The organism is Streptomyces sp. R818, assembly GCF_056172735.1.
Genome location: NZ_JAOCNE010000003.1, coordinates 1,567,574 through 1,583,377, shown reverse-complemented (window position 1 = coordinate 1,583,377; position 15,804 = coordinate 1,567,574). Strand labels below are relative to the sequence as shown.

Below are 15,804 nucleotides of genomic sequence, written 5' to 3'. Positions count from 1 at the left end.
CGCCTTGCCCACCCTGCCGCCCCAGGCGGCAGATTGCCCAAGGCGGGGCTGGGTGAGGTGGGAGCCGGGCCCGAGGCGGGGCGGGGCGAGGTGGGAGTCGGGCCCATGGCGGGGCTGGGTGAGGTGGGAGTTGGGGGAGGGGGCGGCGGATTGCCCAAGGCGGGGGCGGGGCGGGGTGGCAACTGGAGCGCCGGTGTGGTTCCTGGTTTGGACGGTGAGGGGGATGGTGGCGCGGGTGGGAGCGCTCGGGAGGGGACGCGTCGGGGTGCCCCCGCAGGACTCCGCGGGAACTCAGCGCCGGACGACCCGCCTATGGCGTCGGGTGGCGACGGGACCGATCCGGCCGAGGAGGCACCCCGGCGCGGCCCCGCCCCCACGACGTACCCGACACCGCAGCCCAGCGTCCCGTCACCCATAAACCCCCGCACACTCGCCCGCATCCGCGCGGAGCGCCCGCACGCCGTCGCGGAAGCCGCCGCAACTCGTACCCAGCGGAAGCTGCTCCCCGGCCCAGCCGCCCGCCTCATGATCGTCGCCGCCGATCACCCGGCCCGCGGAGCGCTCGCCGCCGGTGACCGCCCCCTGGCCATGGCACGCCGCGCCGACCTCCTCGAACGGCTGTGCCTCGCACTGTCCCGCCCCGGCGTGGACGGCGTCCTCGCCTCCGCCGACGTACTGGACGACCTGCTCCTCCTGGGCGCCCTGCACAACAAGATCGTCATCGGGTCGATGAACCGAGGCGGCCTGGCAGGCGCCACGTTCGAACTGGACGACAGATTCACCGGCTACACCCCGGAGGACCTGCACCGCATGAGGTTCGACGCGGGCAAGCTCCTGCTCCGGATCGACTACGACGACCCGACCGACGCATCCGTCCGCACGCTGCACACCGCCGCCCGCACCGTGAACGCCATGGCGACCCGCCACCTCCCCGTCTTCGTGGAACCGTTCCTCACCCGCCGGGACCCGACCACCGGCCTCCTCCACAACGACACCGGCCCGGAGGCGGTGACCAGATCCATCGCGATCGCCTCCGGCCTGGGCGGCACCTCGGCCTACACCTGGCTGAAACTCCCGGTCACCGACGACCCCGCCGACCCGGAGGCGATGGCCCGGGTCATGGAGACCTCGACGCTGCCCGCCGTACTCCTCGGCGGCGACATCAAGGACGGCGACCAGGAGGCCACGTACGAGAAGTGGCGCGGCGCGCTGCGCCTGCCGACGGTGCAGGGCCTGGTGGCGGGACGCTCACTGCTGTACCCGCCGGACGGCGACGTGGCACAGGCGGTGGACACGGCGGTAAGCCTGCTGTGATGACCGAGGCACGCACAGCAGCAGCAAGGAGGGAAAACACCCGGATGACAAACGCCATCTTCCCCCACACCCACCTCCCCCACACCCACCTCCCCCACGGCACCGCCGCAGACGGCCCGTACACCCTGGCCGTGGACCCGGACAAGACAAACCACGCCACCTGGTCCCGCGCAGCACTCCGCATCCTCGAACTGCCCCCCGCCACCACCCACACCCTCGATACCGGCGACAGCGAATGGATCGTGCTGCCGCTGACCGGCGGTTGCTCGGTGACGGCGGACGGCCGGGCCATCGAACTCGCGGGCAGGACAGACGTGTTCAGCGGCGCGAGCGACTTCGCGTACGTCCCGCGCGACACCCGCGCAGAGATCGCCTCCGGCGCGGGAGGCCGCTTCGCCCTGGCAGGAGCGAAGTGCGGACGACGACTCCCCGTCCGCCGCGGCCCCGCGCCGGAGGTACCGATCGAGGAAAGGGGCGCGGGCATCAGCGCCAGGACGGTCCGCAACTTCGCGGCGGCGGACACGTTCGAGTGCGACCAGCTGATCGCGGTGGAGGTGATCACCCCGGGCGGCAACTGGTCCTCGTACCCCCCGCACAAGCACGATGAGCACAAGCCTGGCACGGAGACCCGCCTGGAGGAGATCTACTACTACGAGATCGCCGCGGACGAGGCCACGGGCGCCGAGGGCTACGGATACCAGCGCGTGTCCCCGTCCCGCCCCGGCGGCACGGACCTCTTGGCCGAGGTCCGCACCGGCGACGCGGTCCTCGTACCGGACGGCTGGCACGGCCCGTCGATCGCCCAGCCGGGCCACGCGATGTACTACCTGAACGTGATGGCGGGCCCGGACGGGACGAGGGAGTGGAGCATCACCTTCCACCCGGACCACGCGACGGAGGGCTACCGATGACGCAAAGCTCGAGCGAGACAGCCAAAACCACCACCCGCCTCACCACAGCCCAAGCCCTCATCCGCTTCCTCACCCACCAGTACGCGGAACGCGACGGCACCCGCCACCGCCTGATCTCCGCGACATGGGGCATCTTCGGCCACGGCAACGTGGCGGGCGTGGGCCAGGCGCTGCTCCAGTACGCCGAGGACATGCCGTTCCACCAGGGCCGCAACGAGCAGGCGATGGTGCACGCGGCGGTCGGCCACGCCCGCCAGCGCAACCGCCTGTCGACGCACGCGGTGACGACGTCGATCGGCCCGGGGGCGACCAACCTGACGACGGGCGCGGCGCTGGCCACGATCAACCACATCCCCGTACTCCTCCTCCCCGGCGACGTCTTCGCGACCCGCCCGGCGGACCCGGTGCTCCAGCAACTGGAAGTCCCGTACGCGGGCGACGTGTCGGTGAACGACTGCCTGCGCCCGGTGTCGCGGTACTTCGACCGGATCACGCGCCCCGAGCAGCTGATCCCGGCGGCGCTGCAGGCGATGCGCGTCCTCACGGACCCCGTGGACACGGGCGCGGTGACGCTGTCGCTGCCGCAGGACGTGCAGGCGGAGGCGTACGACTGGCCGGAGGAGTTCTTCGCGGACCGTACGTGGACGATCCGCCGCCCACCCCCGGAGCAGGCGGAGATCGAACTCGCGGCACAGACGGTGCGCGCAGCGGAACGCCCGCTGCTCATCGCGGGCGGCGGCGTCCACCACAGCGAGGCGGAGGACGCGCTGAGGGCGTTCGCGGACGCGACCCGCATCCCGGTGGCGTCGACGCAGGCGGGCAAGGGCTCGCTGCGCCACGACCACCCGGCGGATGTGGGCGGCATCGGCCACACGGGCACGGCGACGGCGAACGAACTGGCCCGGACAGCGGACCTGGTGATCGGCGTGGGTACGCGCTACACGGACTTCACCACGGCGTCGGCCACCCTCTTCACCAACCCGGCGGTCCGCTTCGTGAACCTGAACGTCGCCCCGTTCGACGCGCACAAACCGGGCGCCGCGCACCCGGTGGTGGCGGACGCCCGCGAGTCGCTGACCGCGCTCACGCGGGCGCTGCGGGACTACTCCGCGAACCCCACCCACGTAGAGGCGTACACGACGGCAAAACACCACTGGGAGGACCGCGTCACGACCACCTACGCCGCGCGCAAGGACGAGAAGGACGACGACGCCCGCCCCACCCAGACCCAGGTCCTGGGCCTCCTCGACGACCTCGTGTCGGACGACGACATCCTCATCAACGCGGCCGGCTCCCTCCCCGGCGACCTGCACAAACTGTGGCGGACGCGCTCGCGCGACCAGTACCACGTCGAGTACGGCTACTCCTGCATGGGCTACGAGATCCCGGCCGCGATCGGCGTGTCCCTGGCCGCCCCCGGGCGCCCCGTGTGGGCGCTGGTCGGCGACGGCACGTACCTGATGCTGCCGACGGAGATCGTGACGGCGGTGCAGGAGAACGTGCCGATCAAGATGGTGCTGCTGCAGAACCACGGATACGCGTCGATCGGCGGCCTCTCGGCGTCCGTCGGGGCGGAGGGCTTCGCCACCCAGTACCGCCTCCCGGGCGCGGACGGCCGCCCGTACACGGGAGCACCGCTCCCCGTGGACCTCGCGGCGAACGCGGCGAGCCTCGGCATGGACGTACTCCGGACGGGAACGGTCGGAGAACTGCGCGCGGCGCTCGCGACGGCCCGCGCCGCGACCCGCCCCACATGTGTCTATGTGGAGACAGAAACGGCAGACACAGTGTCGGGCCCGCCCCCGGCGCAGGCGTGGTGGGATGTGCCCGTGGCCGAGACGGCGGACGCCACGGCGACACCGTCGGCGGTCAAGGCCCGCGAGGAGTACGAGAGGCGCGCCACCGCCCGGCGCCGCCACCTCTGAGCCGAGACGTTTCAAGACGCAACAGGAGTTGCCCATGTCCGACGCCAAGCCCCACCTCACCTCCGACCTGAAGTCCGTCCATCACTGGATCGGCGGCAAGACCGTCGAGGGCGTCTCGGGCAACCACGGCCCGGTGACGGACCCGGCGACCGGTGCCGTCACGACGCGCGTCGACTTCGCGAGCGTCGAGGAGGTGGACGCGGCGGTCGCCGCCGCGAAGGCGGCGTACGCGAGCTGGGGCACGTCGTCGCTGGCCAAGCGGACGGAGATCCTGTTCCGGTTCCGCGCGCTGCTCGACGCCAACCGGGACGCGATCGCTGAGCTGATCACGGCCGAGCACGGCAAGGTGCACTCGGACGCGCTCGGCGAGGTCGCGCGCGGCCTGGAGATCGTGGACCTGGCCTGCGGGATCAACGTGCAGCTGAAGGGCGAGCTGTCGACGCAGGTGGCGAGCCGGGTGGACGTGGCGTCGATCCGCCAGCCGGTCGGCGTCGTCGCGGGCATCACGCCGTTCAACTTCCCGGCGATGGTGCCGATGTGGATGTTCCCGATCGCCATCGCGTGCGGCAACACGTTCGTGCTGAAGCCGTCGGAGAAGGACCCGTCCGCGTCGGTCAAGATCGCGGAGCTGCTCGCCGAGGCGGGACTCCCCGACGGCGTCTTCAACGTCGTCCACGGCGACAAGGTGGCCGTGGACCGCCTGCTCGAACACCCGGACGTGGCGGCGGTCTCCTTCGTCGGCTCGACGCCGATCGCCCGCCACATCCACACCACGGCGTCGGCGAACGGCAAGCGCGTGCAGGCGCTCGGCGGCGCGAAGAACCACATGCTGGTGCTGCCCGACGCCGACCTGGACGCGGCGGCGGACGCGGCGGTCTCGGCGGCGTACGGCTCGGCGGGCGAGCGCTGCATGGCGATTTCTGCGGTGGTAGCGGTCGGCTCCGTCGCCGACGAGCTGGTCGCGAAGATCAAGGACCGCGCCGAGAAGATCAAGATCGGTCCGGGCGACGACCCGGCGTCCGAGATGGGCCCGCTCATCACGGCCGCCCACCGCGACAAGGTGGCGTCGTACGTGGCGGGCGCGGCGGACGAGGGCTGCGAGGTCGTCCTCGACGGCACGGGCTACACGGTCGAGGGCCACGAGAACGGCCACTGGATCGGCCTCTCCCTGCTCGACAACGTCCCGACGTCGGCGAAGGCGTACCAGGACGAGATCTTCGGCCCGGTCCTGTGCGTCCTGCGCGTGGACACGTACGACGAGGGGGTCGCCCTCATCAACAGCTCGCCGTACGGCAACGGCACGGCGATCTTCACCCGGGACGGCGGTGCCGCGCGCCGCTTCCAGCTGGAGGTGGAGGCGGGCATGGTCGGCGTGAACGTTCCCATCCCCGTCCCGGTCGGCTACCACTCCTTCGGCGGCTGGAAGGACAGCCTCTTCGGCGACCACCACATCTACGGCAACGACGGCACGCACTTCTACACGCGCGGCAAGGTCGTCACGACCCGCTGGCCGGACCCGGCGGACGCCCCCGCCGGCGTGGACCTGGGCTTCCCGCGCAACCACTGACCCCGCGCGCCCCTCGACCCGGGCGAGCGCCCCGGTCCGCCACCCCTCCCGGCGGGCCGGGGCACATTATTTTTTGGAGGAAGTTCGACGGCGGGGCTGCGGTTCCCGCACGTAGAGGACGAATGGGACGCCGAAGGTGTCCACCGGCCACCCCCTTCCAATCGAAGGCGATAAGGAGCACTCGCTGTACTGAACTCGGCCACTGCGTCGAACGGCTATGGATGCGCCGATAGTTGGACGGTCTGTCAGCTACGGAATCCGCAGGAAAACGGCCGTTGACGTTCCGGATACGTACGGGGTTCGATGACGCGCCAGGAGCGACCGCACACCCCCCTCGACCAGCCCACGGAGGCGATAGCGCTCCTGCCCGAGAACCATCTGCCGCACGAGCCGATCGGAACCACTGGATGACCGACACGCTTCGCCCGCCGACCGCCACCGCCACCCCCGTCCCCGAAGCGGTGGAGACGTCTCCGGACCCGGCGACGGCGTCCCAGGGCCTCGGCTCTCCCCAAGCGCTCAAGCGTTCCATCGGCGTCGTCGGCGGCACCCTGCTCACGCTGTCGTGCGTGACGCCCGCCTCCACCCTCTTCGTGGTGGTCCCCGACCTGTTCGGCAGCCTGGGCACGGCGACGGCGCTCACCATCGCGATCGGCTCGCTGCTCTGCATAGGCGTGGCGTTCTGCTACTCGGAGCTGGGCACGCTCATCCCCAGCGCGGGCGGCGAGTACGCCATGGTCTCCACGCTCGCGGGCCGCCTGGCGGGCTGGCTGGTCTTCGTCCTGTCCCTCCTGGTCGTGATGATCGTGCCCCCGGTGATCGCGATGGGCACGGCGGACTACCTGGCCCCGCTGGTCCACCTGGACCCGTCGATCGCGGGCGCGGCGGTCATGCTGCTCGCCACTTTGGCGGGTCTCCTGGACCTGCGCGCGAACGCCTGGATCACCGGCGTCTTCCTGGTCCTGGAGGTCATCGCGGCGGCGGTGGTGGCGGTCCTCGGCTTCGCCCACGCGGAACGCGGCGCGGGCTCGCTGGTCTCGATGCAGGTGGCGGGCAGCGGCGGCGCCGCCCACCCGGACACCGTGACGGCGATGCTGATCGTCTCCGGCCTGGCCATCGCCCTCTTCGTCACTCAGGGCTTCTCGACGGCCGTCTACCTCTCCGAGGAGCTGGAGAACCCCCGTACGTCCGTCTCCCGCACGGTCCTCGCGACGCTCGCCATCTCGACGGTCATCATCCTCGTCCCGGTCGTGGCGATCACGATGGGCGCCCCCGACCTCGCGGCGCTCACCTCGGGTGACATCGGCACGATGGTCGAGGCGTGGTCCAACTCGGCGGTCGGCACCTTCGTCTCCCTCTGCGTCGCGCTCGCCATCATCAACGCGGGCATCGTCATGGTCATCCAGAACTCCCGCGTCCTGTTCGCCTCGGCCCGCGACAAGGCGTGGCCCCGCCCGGTCAACCGCGCCCTCGCCCGCCTCGGCCGCTTCGGCTCCCCGTGGGTCGCGACGCTGGTCGTGGGCGTCCCCGGCGCGGCCCTGTGCTTCGTCAACCTGGACACCCTGTACGGCGTGACCGGCGTCTCCGTCACCGGCATGTACATCCTGGTCGCGATCGCCGCCCTCCTCGCCCGCCGAGGCGCCCACCGCACCCGCGCCGCCTGGCGCATGCCCCTGTGGCCGGCGGTCCCGGCCCTCCTGATCGTGGTCCTCGCCTACGTACTCAGCCGGCAGGAGGTCTCGTACCTGCTCTGGACGGGCGGCATCACGGCGGCGGCGACGGCGTACTGGGCCCTGTACCTGCGCCCTCGCCCACAGGAACGCTGGGTGATCTCGATCCCGGAGGACGAGGTCACGAGCGGCCCCGCGCACTGAAGTTGGGCGTGCACTCTCCGCGTACCGCGCCTGCTGTATGCCGTGCGCGGCACGTACTCCCCGGGGAGGGCGGCAGGTTCCGACCGGGGGGTGCGGTGACTGTCAGTGGTGGCGCTTACGGTTGGTGCCATGGAGCTGCGAGGGCGCCCAGGGCGCGGATGGCGCGAGCGGGTACGCGGGAGGCCGTGGCGGTGGGGAGCCGTCGTGGCGGCCCTGATCGTGCTGGTCGGGGCGGGGACCTGGTCCGTCGCCGCGGCCACCGGTGGCGGGGACGGACCGGCCGTTCATCGGCAGGACCGGACGATGCCGATGGGCGGCGGCGTCCGCATCAAGACCTCGTACTTCACGGCCGGTGACGAGAGCGGGAAGCGCCCCGCGGTGCTCCTCGCGCACGGCTTCGGCGGCAGCAAGGAGGACGTGCGGGGTGAGGCGGAGAAGCTCGCCCGGCACGGATACGCCGTACTGACGTGGACCGCGCGCGGCTTCGGCGGCTCGACCGGCAAGATCGGCCTCAACGACCGGCGCGGCGAGGTCGCGGACGTGTCACGCCTCATCGACTGGCTGGCGACCCGGCCCGAGGTCCGGCTCGACAAGGCGGGCGACCCGCGCGTGGGCGTCTCCGGCGCGTCGTACGGCGGCGCCGTCTCCCTGCTCGCGGCCGCGTACGACAAGCGCGTCGACGCCATAGCCCCGCACATCACGTACTGGAACCTGGCGGACGCGCTGTTCCCCGACGGCGTCTTCAAGAAGCTGTGGACCGGCATCTTCTTCACCACGGGCTCCGCGGACATCGGCGCACGCACCAGCGAGGCCGGCCTGCACTGCGGCCGCTTCGAGGACGAGCTGTGCGCCATGTACCAGCGGGTCGCCGTCGCCGGGAAGCCGGACGCCGCCGCGCGCAAGCTGCTTGAGGAGCGCAGCCCGTCCGCCGTCGGCGAGCGCATCAAGGTGCCCACCCTCATCTCGCAGGGGCAGACCGACTCCCTGTTCCCGCTGAGCCACTCCGACGCGATGGCCCAGCAGATCAAGGCCAATGGCGCCCCCGTCGACGTCGACTGGATCGCGGGCGGCCACGACGGCGGCGACATGGAGTCGGACCGCACCGAGGCCCGCGTGACGTCGTGGTTCGACCGCTACCTGAAGGACGAGGACGCCGACACGGGCCCCGCGTTCCGCGTGACCCGCACCGGCGGCGTCGACTCCACGGACGGCGCGGCCACCCTGCGCGGCGCGAGCGGCGACACCTACCCCGGGCTGCGCGGCGAGAAGCGGGTCTCCGTGCCGCTGAAGTCCGCCACGGAGACGTTCCAGAACCCGCCGGGCGGCGCCCCGCCGTCGATCTCCTCCGTGCCGGGCCTCGGCAGCGCGTCACAGCTGTCGTCGTCGCTCGGCGTCGGCCTCTCGCTCGACTTCCCGGGCCAGTTCGCCCGCTTCGACTCGGCACCGTTGAAGAAATCCGTACGCGTCACGGGCTCGCCCACCGTCACGGCCCACGTGAAGTCCTCCACCGGCACCGCCGTCCTCTTCGCGAAGGTCTACGACGCCGGGCCCGGCGGCGCCCGCCAGGTGCTGCCCTCCCAACTCGTCACGCCGGTACGGGTGACGGACGCGGGCGGTACCGGCAAGGACGTCACGATCACCCTTCCGGCCATCGACCATCAGGTGCAGAAGGGGCACACCCTGCGCCTCGTCCTCTCCGCGACGGACCTCGGCTACGCGTCCCCGGCGCAGGCGGCCACGTACCAGGTCTCGGTCAAGGCACCGCTGAGCCTGCCGACCGCGCCCGCCGTCGAGACCGCGTCCACGCCGCTGCCCGCCTGGGTGTGGTGGCTGCCGCTGGCCGCGCTCGTCGTCGCGGCGGCCCTGCTGCTCACCGCGCGCAGGCGCACGACGGCGCCCGCGCCCGACCCGGACCTGGCCGAAGTCCCGCTCCGGATCACCGGCTTGAGCAAGCGGTACGCCAAGTCGACGGACCGGTACGCCGTCCGCGACCTGTCCTTCGGCGTCGAGAAGGGCCAGGTCCTCGGCCTGCTCGGGCCGAACGGGGCGGGCAAGACGACCACCCTGCGCATGCTCATGGGCCTCATCCGCCCCGACGAGGGCGAGATCCGGGTCTTCGGCCACGCGATCCGCCCCGGCGCCCCCGTCCTCTCCCGGGTCGGCGCCTTCGTCGAGGGCGCGGGCTTCCTGCCGCACCTCTCGGGCCGGGAGAACCTGGAGCTGTACTGGCGGGCCACAGGGCGTCCACCCGGCGACGCCCACGTGGACGAGGCCCTCGAGATCGCCGGCCTCGGCGACGCACTCGCCCGCGCGGTCCGCACCTACTCGCAGGGCATGAGGCAGCGCCTCGCCCTCGCGCAGGCCATGCTCGGCCTCCCGGACCTGCTGATCCTCGACGAGCCGACGAACGGCCTCGACCCGCCGCAGATCCGCGAGATGCGCGAGGTCATGATCCGGTACGCGCGCGGCGGCCGCACCGTCATCGTCTCCAGCCACCTCCTCGCCGAGGTCGAGCAGTCCTGCACGCACCTCGTCGTCATGGACCGCGGCCGGCTCGTCGAGGCGGGCCGGGTCGAGGACATCGTCGGCTCCGGCGACACGGTGCTCGTGGGCCTGGCCGCGGACATCTCCGACCCGCTCCTGGAGAAGGTGGCGGCGCTGGAGGGGGTCGAGTCGGTGGTCCGGGCGGAGGAGGGACTGCTGGTCCGGCTCACGCCTCGTCCCGGGACAGCCGGTGCCCTGGACGACCCGGGGACCGACCCCGAGGGCAGCCCCGGCACCGACCCCGCCGCCCGCCTCCTCGCCGACCTGGTCCGGCTCGACGTGCCCGTGAAGGCGCTCGGCCCGCACCGGCGACTCGAGGACGCGTTCCTGACGCTGATCGGAGGCTCCGCATGAGCAGCAGCACCGGGGCTGCCAGCCCCGCCCCGCCCGCACCGGAAACAGCAGCCGCCGCCGGGCACGCCGACGGCTACCGGCCCGGCCGCACCCTCCCCCTGCGGGTGGAGCTGGCCCGGCAGGTGAAGCGGCGGCGCACCCTCGTCATGGGGGCCGTGCTCGCGCTGCTGCCGTTCGTGCTGGTCGCCGCGTTCGCGATCGGCGGGCAGCCGGAGGGCCGCGACGGCCGGGTCACGCTGATGGACACCGCGACCGCGTCCGCCGCGAACTTCGCGGCGACGTGCCTGTTCGTCTCCGCCGGTTTCCTGCTGGTCATCCCCGTCGCCCTGTTCTGCGGCGACACGGTGGCCTCCGAGGCGAACTGGTCGAGCCTGCGCTATCTGCTCGCCGCCCCCGTGCCGCGCGCCCGCCTGCTCTGGTCCAAGCTCGTCGTCGCGCTCGGGCTCAGCCTCGGCGCGATGCTGCTGCTGCCGGTCGTCGCGCTCGGCGTGGGCGCGGTCGCGTACGGCTGGGGTCCCCTGGACATACCGACCGGCGGAGCCCTGCCGTCCGGTACGGCGGCGCAGCGGCTGCTCGTCGTGATCGCGTACATCTTCGTGTCGCAGCTGGTCACCGCCGGTCTGGCGTTCTGGCTGTCGACGAAGACGGACAACCCGCTGGGGGCGGTCGGCGGCGCGGTCTTCCTGACCATCGTCGGGAACGTCCTGGACGCGGTCACCGCCCTCGACCACTGGCGGGACTTCCTGCCCGCGCACTGGCAGTTCGCCTGGGCCGACCTGTTCCAGGCGCAGCCCGAGTGGAGCGGCATGGTGCAGGGGGCGTCGGTGTCGGTGGCGTACGCGGTGGTCTTGTTCGCGCTGGCGTTCCGGGGGTTCGCGCGGAAGGACGTGGTGTCGTAGCGGCCCGCCCCGCCAGTGGCGCGCGGGTCTCCGGAGGATCACCCGCCGGTCACAACTGCCACCTCCCGTAACCCCTTTGAGGCCAAGGCGCAACCGCCCGGGACGAACACTTCGCCCGCCTCCCGCGTCACAGTCACAGGACGTGGATGCGACCGGACGTACGGGAGGGGCGATCATGCGGGGTGCTCGGGGCGGTATGCGCCGCAATGGGGGGATGCTGATGGCCGCGGTCGTCGCCGGGGGGTTGTTGCTCACCGGATGCGGTGCAGCCGATACGTCGTCGGACGCCTCGCAGAAGAGGGCACCGCACAGCGGCCAGGGATACACGGGCGGGGACGGATCCGAGAACGGCCCCGCCGCCTCCGTGGCCCCGGACGGCACCGACCGCGACGGCAGCGACCGGGACAGCGCGGCGGACTACCGCTCCACCTTCGCCCTCGACGTCGACACGGCGTCGTACGGTTACGCGCGCCGCACCCTCGCCGGGGGCCGCCTGCCGGACCCGGCGTCGGTACGGCCCGAGGAGTTCGTCAACAGCTTCCGGCAGGGCTACCCGCGCCCGAAGGGCAACGGCTTCTCGGTGACGGTGGACGGTGCCCGCACCGGGGACGACGGCTGGCACCTGATGCGGGTGGGCCTCGCGACGGCGCAGGCCCCGTCGAGCGGTGAACGGGCGCCCGCCGTGCTGACGTTCGTCGTCGACATCTCCGGCTCCATGGGTGAGCCGGGCCGCCTCGACCTGGTCAGGGAGTCCCTGGCCACGCTCACCGACACACTCCGCCCCGACGACTCGATCGCCCTGGTCACCTTCAGCGACGAGGCGCGGACGGTGCTGCCGATGACCCGGCTGGGGGCGAAAGGCGGCGAGGTGCGGGCCCGCGTGCACGAAGCCGTCGACACCCTGGAGCCCACCGACTCCACCAACCTCGGCGCGGGCATCCGCACCGGTTACGCGACGGCGGTCGACGGCGCGCGGCCCGGGGGCACCAACCGCGTCGTCCTCCTCTCCGACGCCCTCGCCAACGACGGCGAGACCTCCGCCGACGCCCTCCTCGAACGCATCGCGGACGCCCGCCGCGACCACGGCATCACCCTCTTCGGCGTCGGCGTCGGCAGCGACTACGGCGACGCGCTCATGGAACGTCTCGCGGACAAGGGTGATGGCCACACCACCTACGTCTCCTCGCCCGCCGAAGCCCGCAAGGTCTTCGCGCAACAACTGCCGTCCAACGTGGAGCTGCGGGCGCGGGACGCGAAGGCGCAGGTCACCTTCGACGAGGACACGGTCTCCGACTTCCGGCTCCTCGGCTACGACGACCGCCGCGTCGCCGACGACGACTTCCGCGACGACCGCGTCGACGGCGGCGAGGTCGGCCCCGGCCACACGGTGACGGCGCTCTACGCGGTCAAGCTCCGCGAAGGCGCCGACGGCCAGGTCGCCAGGGTGACGGTCCGCTGGCTCGACCCGGAGAGCCGGGCACCCCGCGAGACCTCCGGCACGCTCGGCGCCTCGGCCCTGGCCGACTCCCTCTGGTCCGGCGGGACACCGCCCCGGCTACGGGTGGCAGCGGTCGCGGCATACCTCGCCCACCGTCTGGGCAGCGCCCAGGACCACCCCTGGCCGGCCGAACCGCGCCTGGACCAACTCGTGGAGCGGGCCGAGGCGCTGACGACGGCCACGGAGGACAGCGACGTACGGGCGCTGGCGAAGGCGGTGCGCGAAGCGGCCGGACTGCGGAACGGGAGCTGACGGACGGCGGTCAGCGGATCTGGCGCCCCGAGATCGCCCGTGCGATGACGAGCCGCTGGATCTCGCTCGTGCCCTCGAAGATGGTGTAGATCTTTGCGTCCCGGTACATGCGCTCGACGGGGTGCTCCCGGCTGTACCCGGCGCCGCCGAGGACCTGGATCGCCTTCTCACTGGCGGACACGGCGAGTTCACCGGCACGGAGCTTGGACATCGAGCCCTGCCCGGCGTCGAAGACCTTGTCGTTGCGGGCCATCCACGACGCCTGCCAGATCAGCAGCCGGCACGCCTCGATCTCCGTACGGAGGTCCGCGAGGGCGAACGCGATGGCCTGGTTCTCGATGATCGGGCGGCCGAACGCCTCGCGGTCACCGGCGTATTCGAGGGCGTACTCGTACGCGGCGCGCGCGATGCCGAGCGCCTGTGCGCCCACGGTCGGCCGGCTGACCTCGAAGGTCGACATCGCGGCCTGGCTGCGACCGGCCGCGCCCCGGGAGCCCTCGCGGGCCCGCGCGAGCCGCGCGTCGAGCTTCTCCTTCCCGCCGAGCAGACAGTGCCCTGGCACCCGTACGTCGTCGAGGAAGACGTCCGCGGTGTGCGAGGCGCGCAGCCCCAGCTTCCGGATCTTCTTCGCGCCTTCGAGGCCGGGCGTGCCGGGCGGCACGATGAACGCGGCCTGTCCGCGCGAGCCGAGCCCGGGGTCGACGGAGGCGACGACGACGTGCACGTTCGCGATGCCGCCGTTGGTGATCCAGGCCTTCTGGCCGCTGATCACCCACTCGTCCTTGGCCTCGTCGTAGCGGGCCCGCGTCCGCATCGCCGCGACGTCCGAACCGGCCTGCGGCTCCGACACGCAGAACGCCGCGACCTTCGGGTCGTCCGCGTCGCCGAAGCACTGCGGCACCCATTCGGCCAGCTGGTCGGGGGTGCCGGACGAGAAGATCCCGGCGACGGCGAGGGAGGTGCCGAAGAGCGCCATGCCGATGCCCGCGTCACCCCAGAAGAGCTCCTCGTTGGCGATCTGCAGCGAGATGCCGCTCGGGTCGCCGAAGAGTTCGGCCAGGGACTCGAACCCGTAGAGGCCGATCTTCGCGGCCTCCCGGATCACCGGCCAGGGCGTCTCCTCGCGCTCGTCCCACTCGGCGGCGGCGGGCCGCACCACGTCGACGGCGAACCCGTGCACCCAGTCGCGCAGATCGCGCTGGTCCTGGTCCAGTTCCAGAGAGAAAGCCATGTCGTCGCCTCCCTGGGCCCTTATGCCTTCGGTATGTCGAAGTAGCGGGTCAGGCCCGCCGCGAGCGCGACATCGCCCGCGATCTTCACCTTGCGGAGCATGAACATCGTGACGGGTGAGGAGTTGCCGGACACGAGCTTGAGGAAGTCGGCGTCGGCCATGACGAGGGTGGTGCGCGGCTCGGCGTCCGAGCGGCCCTCGGTCACGGTGCACGTACCGCCGCTGATCCGCGTCTCGTAGACCGCGTCGGGGACGTCGCCCAGGCCGGTGACCTTCCAGCGGATGAGCGCCTCCAGCGATCCGGCGACATCGGGCTTGAACTGCCGTTCCATGCGCCCGAAGACCTCCTTCAGGACACGGGCGCGCAAGGCGCCGTCCTGCGCGATCTCGTTGATCTCCTTGCTGGACAGGCCTTTCACGAGCCGCGCGAACTCCTCGGGCGTGACGCTCGCGAAGTCGAGGGCCGCGATGTCGTCGGCACCGCTCATGGAACTCTCACTCTCCCCTGCCGTGACGGTTGAACTTACTACTGGGTAAGATTACTTATTGGTAAGGTTACGGCTACGTAGGTAGGCTGACAAGAGTGACGGGGACGCCAGGGGAGACGGGAACGCCGAAGGCGGCGGGGGCGCGTCGCAAGCGCGTGCCGCGCCCCGTGCGCGAGCAGCAGATCATCGACGTGGCGGTACGGGTCTTCGCCAAGCGGGGCTACCACGCGGCGTCCGTCGACGAGATCGCCGAACTCGCCGGGATCTCCAAGCCGATGGTCTACCTCTACCTGGAATCCAAGGAGGGCCTCTTCCTGGCCTGCCTGCGCCGCGAGGCCGACCGGCTCGTCGTCGCGTTCCAGGAGGCGGCGCGAGGCGCGGGCGCCGCTCCCGAACTGCGCCTGTACGCGGGCCTTTCGGCGTTCTTCGCCTTTGTGGCCGAACACCGGGACAGCTGGGTCGTCCTGCACCGGCAGGCGTCCGAGCTGACCGAGGCGATCGCCGGGGCGGTCACGGAGGCGCGGCGCGCGGTCATGGCGGAGGTCGCGGGCCTCGTCAGGGACGGCATCTCGGACAGCGGCCGGGGCGCTCAACTGGACGCGCAGGACGCCGATTTCGTCGCGCACGCGCTGGTGGGCGCCGCAGACTCGCTCACCGACTGGATGGAGCGCCACCCCGGGCAGGGGCCCGAGGGTATGGCGTTGCGGCTGATGAACATGGTGTGGGTGGGGATGCGGGACGTCCTCGACGGCGGGGCGTGGCTGCCGGAGGCGTGAGCGGCGCCCGGCGGCTCCGGGCGGTGAGCGGATTTCGGCGGTTCCGTGCGATGAGCGGATCTCGGCGCGACCCATTGATTTTTGGTTACGCGTGGGTAAGTTGACTCCTGAGTAAGTACGAGCGAGCAGAACCCAGCACCTGCACAGCACCTGCACAGCACCTGCACCGAC

11 protein-coding genes are annotated in these 15,804 nt (G+C 72.0%); 9 read left to right on the top strand and 2 right to left on the bottom strand.

The genetic code is table 11. The features are described from left to right. Positions 1 to 414 precede the first annotated feature (414 nt). From N5I75_RS12285 to N5I75_RS12250, 8 genes are all read left to right on the top strand, one after another. Positions 415 to 1,314, top strand: a complete 900-nt coding sequence (locus N5I75_RS12285) for a Cgl0159 family (beta/alpha)8-fold protein (RefSeq protein WP_476677029.1) — start codon at positions 415 to 417, stop codon at positions 1,312 to 1,314. Between the two features lie 44 nt (positions 1,315 to 1,358). Then, positions 1,359 to 2,225, top strand: a complete 867-nt coding sequence (iolB, locus tag N5I75_RS12280) for a 5-deoxy-glucuronate isomerase (protein WP_476676742.1) — start codon at positions 1,359 to 1,361, stop codon at positions 2,223 to 2,225. Continuing rightward, on the top strand, positions 2,222 to 4,150 hold the full coding sequence (gene iolD / locus N5I75_RS12275; protein ID WP_476676741.1) for a 3D-(3,5/4)-trihydroxycyclohexane-1,2-dione acylhydrolase (decyclizing): 1,929 nt from the start codon (positions 2,222 to 2,224) through the stop codon (positions 4,148 to 4,150). Before iolB ends, iolD begins: the two co-directional genes overlap by 4 nt. Positions 4,151 to 4,184: 34 nt before the next feature. Next, positions 4,185 to 5,717, top strand: coding sequence for a CoA-acylating methylmalonate-semialdehyde dehydrogenase (mmsA, locus tag N5I75_RS12270; protein WP_476676740.1), 1,533 nt, complete (start codon positions 4,185 to 4,187; stop codon positions 5,715 to 5,717). Between the two features lie 407 nt (positions 5,718 to 6,124). Then, positions 6,125 to 7,591, top strand: a complete 1,467-nt coding sequence (locus N5I75_RS12265) for an APC family permease (protein ID WP_476676739.1) — start codon at positions 6,125 to 6,127, stop codon at positions 7,589 to 7,591. Between the two features lie 129 nt (positions 7,592 to 7,720). After that, a complete protein-coding gene (locus tag N5I75_RS12260) occupies positions 7,721 to 10,489 on the top strand; it encodes an alpha/beta fold hydrolase (RefSeq protein WP_476676738.1) in 2,769 nt (922 codons plus the stop codon). Continuing rightward, complete coding sequence (locus N5I75_RS12255) at positions 10,486 to 11,388, top strand: ABC transporter permease (protein ID WP_476676737.1); 903 nt, start codon at positions 10,486 to 10,488, stop codon at positions 11,386 to 11,388. Before N5I75_RS12260 ends, N5I75_RS12255 begins: the two co-directional genes overlap by 4 nt. A gap of 196 nt (positions 11,389 to 11,584) precedes the next feature. Further along, positions 11,585 to 13,138: a vWA domain-containing protein gene (locus N5I75_RS12250; protein ID WP_476676736.1), complete on the top strand. Its 1,554-nt coding sequence runs from the start codon at positions 11,585 to 11,587 to the stop codon at positions 13,136 to 13,138. Between the two features lie 10 nt (positions 13,139 to 13,148). Here the strand turns inward: N5I75_RS12250 and N5I75_RS12245 are convergent, their stop codons facing one another. Next, complete coding sequence (locus N5I75_RS12245; protein ID WP_476676735.1) at positions 13,149 to 14,369, bottom strand: acyl-CoA dehydrogenase family protein; 1,221 nt, start codon at positions 14,367 to 14,369, stop codon at positions 13,149 to 13,151. A gap of 20 nt (positions 14,370 to 14,389) precedes the next feature. Then, positions 14,390 to 14,857 (bottom strand): SCP2 sterol-binding domain-containing protein, encoded by a 468-nt coding sequence (locus N5I75_RS12240; RefSeq protein WP_476676734.1) that lies wholly within the window; start codon positions 14,855 to 14,857, stop codon positions 14,390 to 14,392. A gap of 95 nt (positions 14,858 to 14,952) precedes the next feature. Between N5I75_RS12240 and N5I75_RS12235 the strand changes: the two genes are divergently transcribed. After that, positions 14,953 to 15,633 (top strand): TetR/AcrR family transcriptional regulator, encoded by a 681-nt coding sequence (locus tag N5I75_RS12235; RefSeq protein ID WP_476676733.1) that lies wholly within the window; start codon positions 14,953 to 14,955, stop codon positions 15,631 to 15,633. The last annotated feature ends 171 nt before the right edge of the window (positions 15,634 to 15,804 follow it).

Excerpts from the sequence above, each read along its gene's own strand:
- iolB (WP_476676742.1), top strand. The coding sequence starts at position 1,359 with ATGACAAACGCCATCTTCCCCCACACCCACCTCCCCCACACCCACCTC.
- iolD (WP_476676741.1), top strand. The coding sequence starts at position 2,222 with ATGACGCAAAGCTCGAGCGAGACAGCCAAAACCACCACCCGCCTCACC.
- mmsA (WP_476676740.1), top strand. The coding sequence starts at position 4,185 with ATGTCCGACGCCAAGCCCCACCTCACCTCCGACCTGAAGTCCGTCCAT.
- N5I75_RS12265 (WP_476676739.1), top strand. The coding sequence starts at position 6,125 with ATGACCGACACGCTTCGCCCGCCGACCGCCACCGCCACCCCCGTCCCC.
- N5I75_RS12260 (WP_476676738.1), top strand. The coding sequence starts at position 7,721 with ATGGAGCTGCGAGGGCGCCCAGGGCGCGGATGGCGCGAGCGGGTACGC.
- N5I75_RS12255 (WP_476676737.1), top strand. The coding sequence starts at position 10,486 with ATGAGCAGCAGCACCGGGGCTGCCAGCCCCGCCCCGCCCGCACCGGAA.
- N5I75_RS12250 (WP_476676736.1), top strand. The coding sequence starts at position 11,585 with ATGCGCCGCAATGGGGGGATGCTGATGGCCGCGGTCGTCGCCGGGGGG.
- N5I75_RS12245 (WP_476676735.1), bottom strand. The coding sequence starts at position 14,369 with ATGGCTTTCTCTCTGGAACTGGACCAGGACCAGCGCGATCTGCGCGAC.
- N5I75_RS12240 (WP_476676734.1), bottom strand. The coding sequence starts at position 14,857 with ATGAGCGGTGCCGACGACATCGCGGCCCTCGACTTCGCGAGCGTCACG.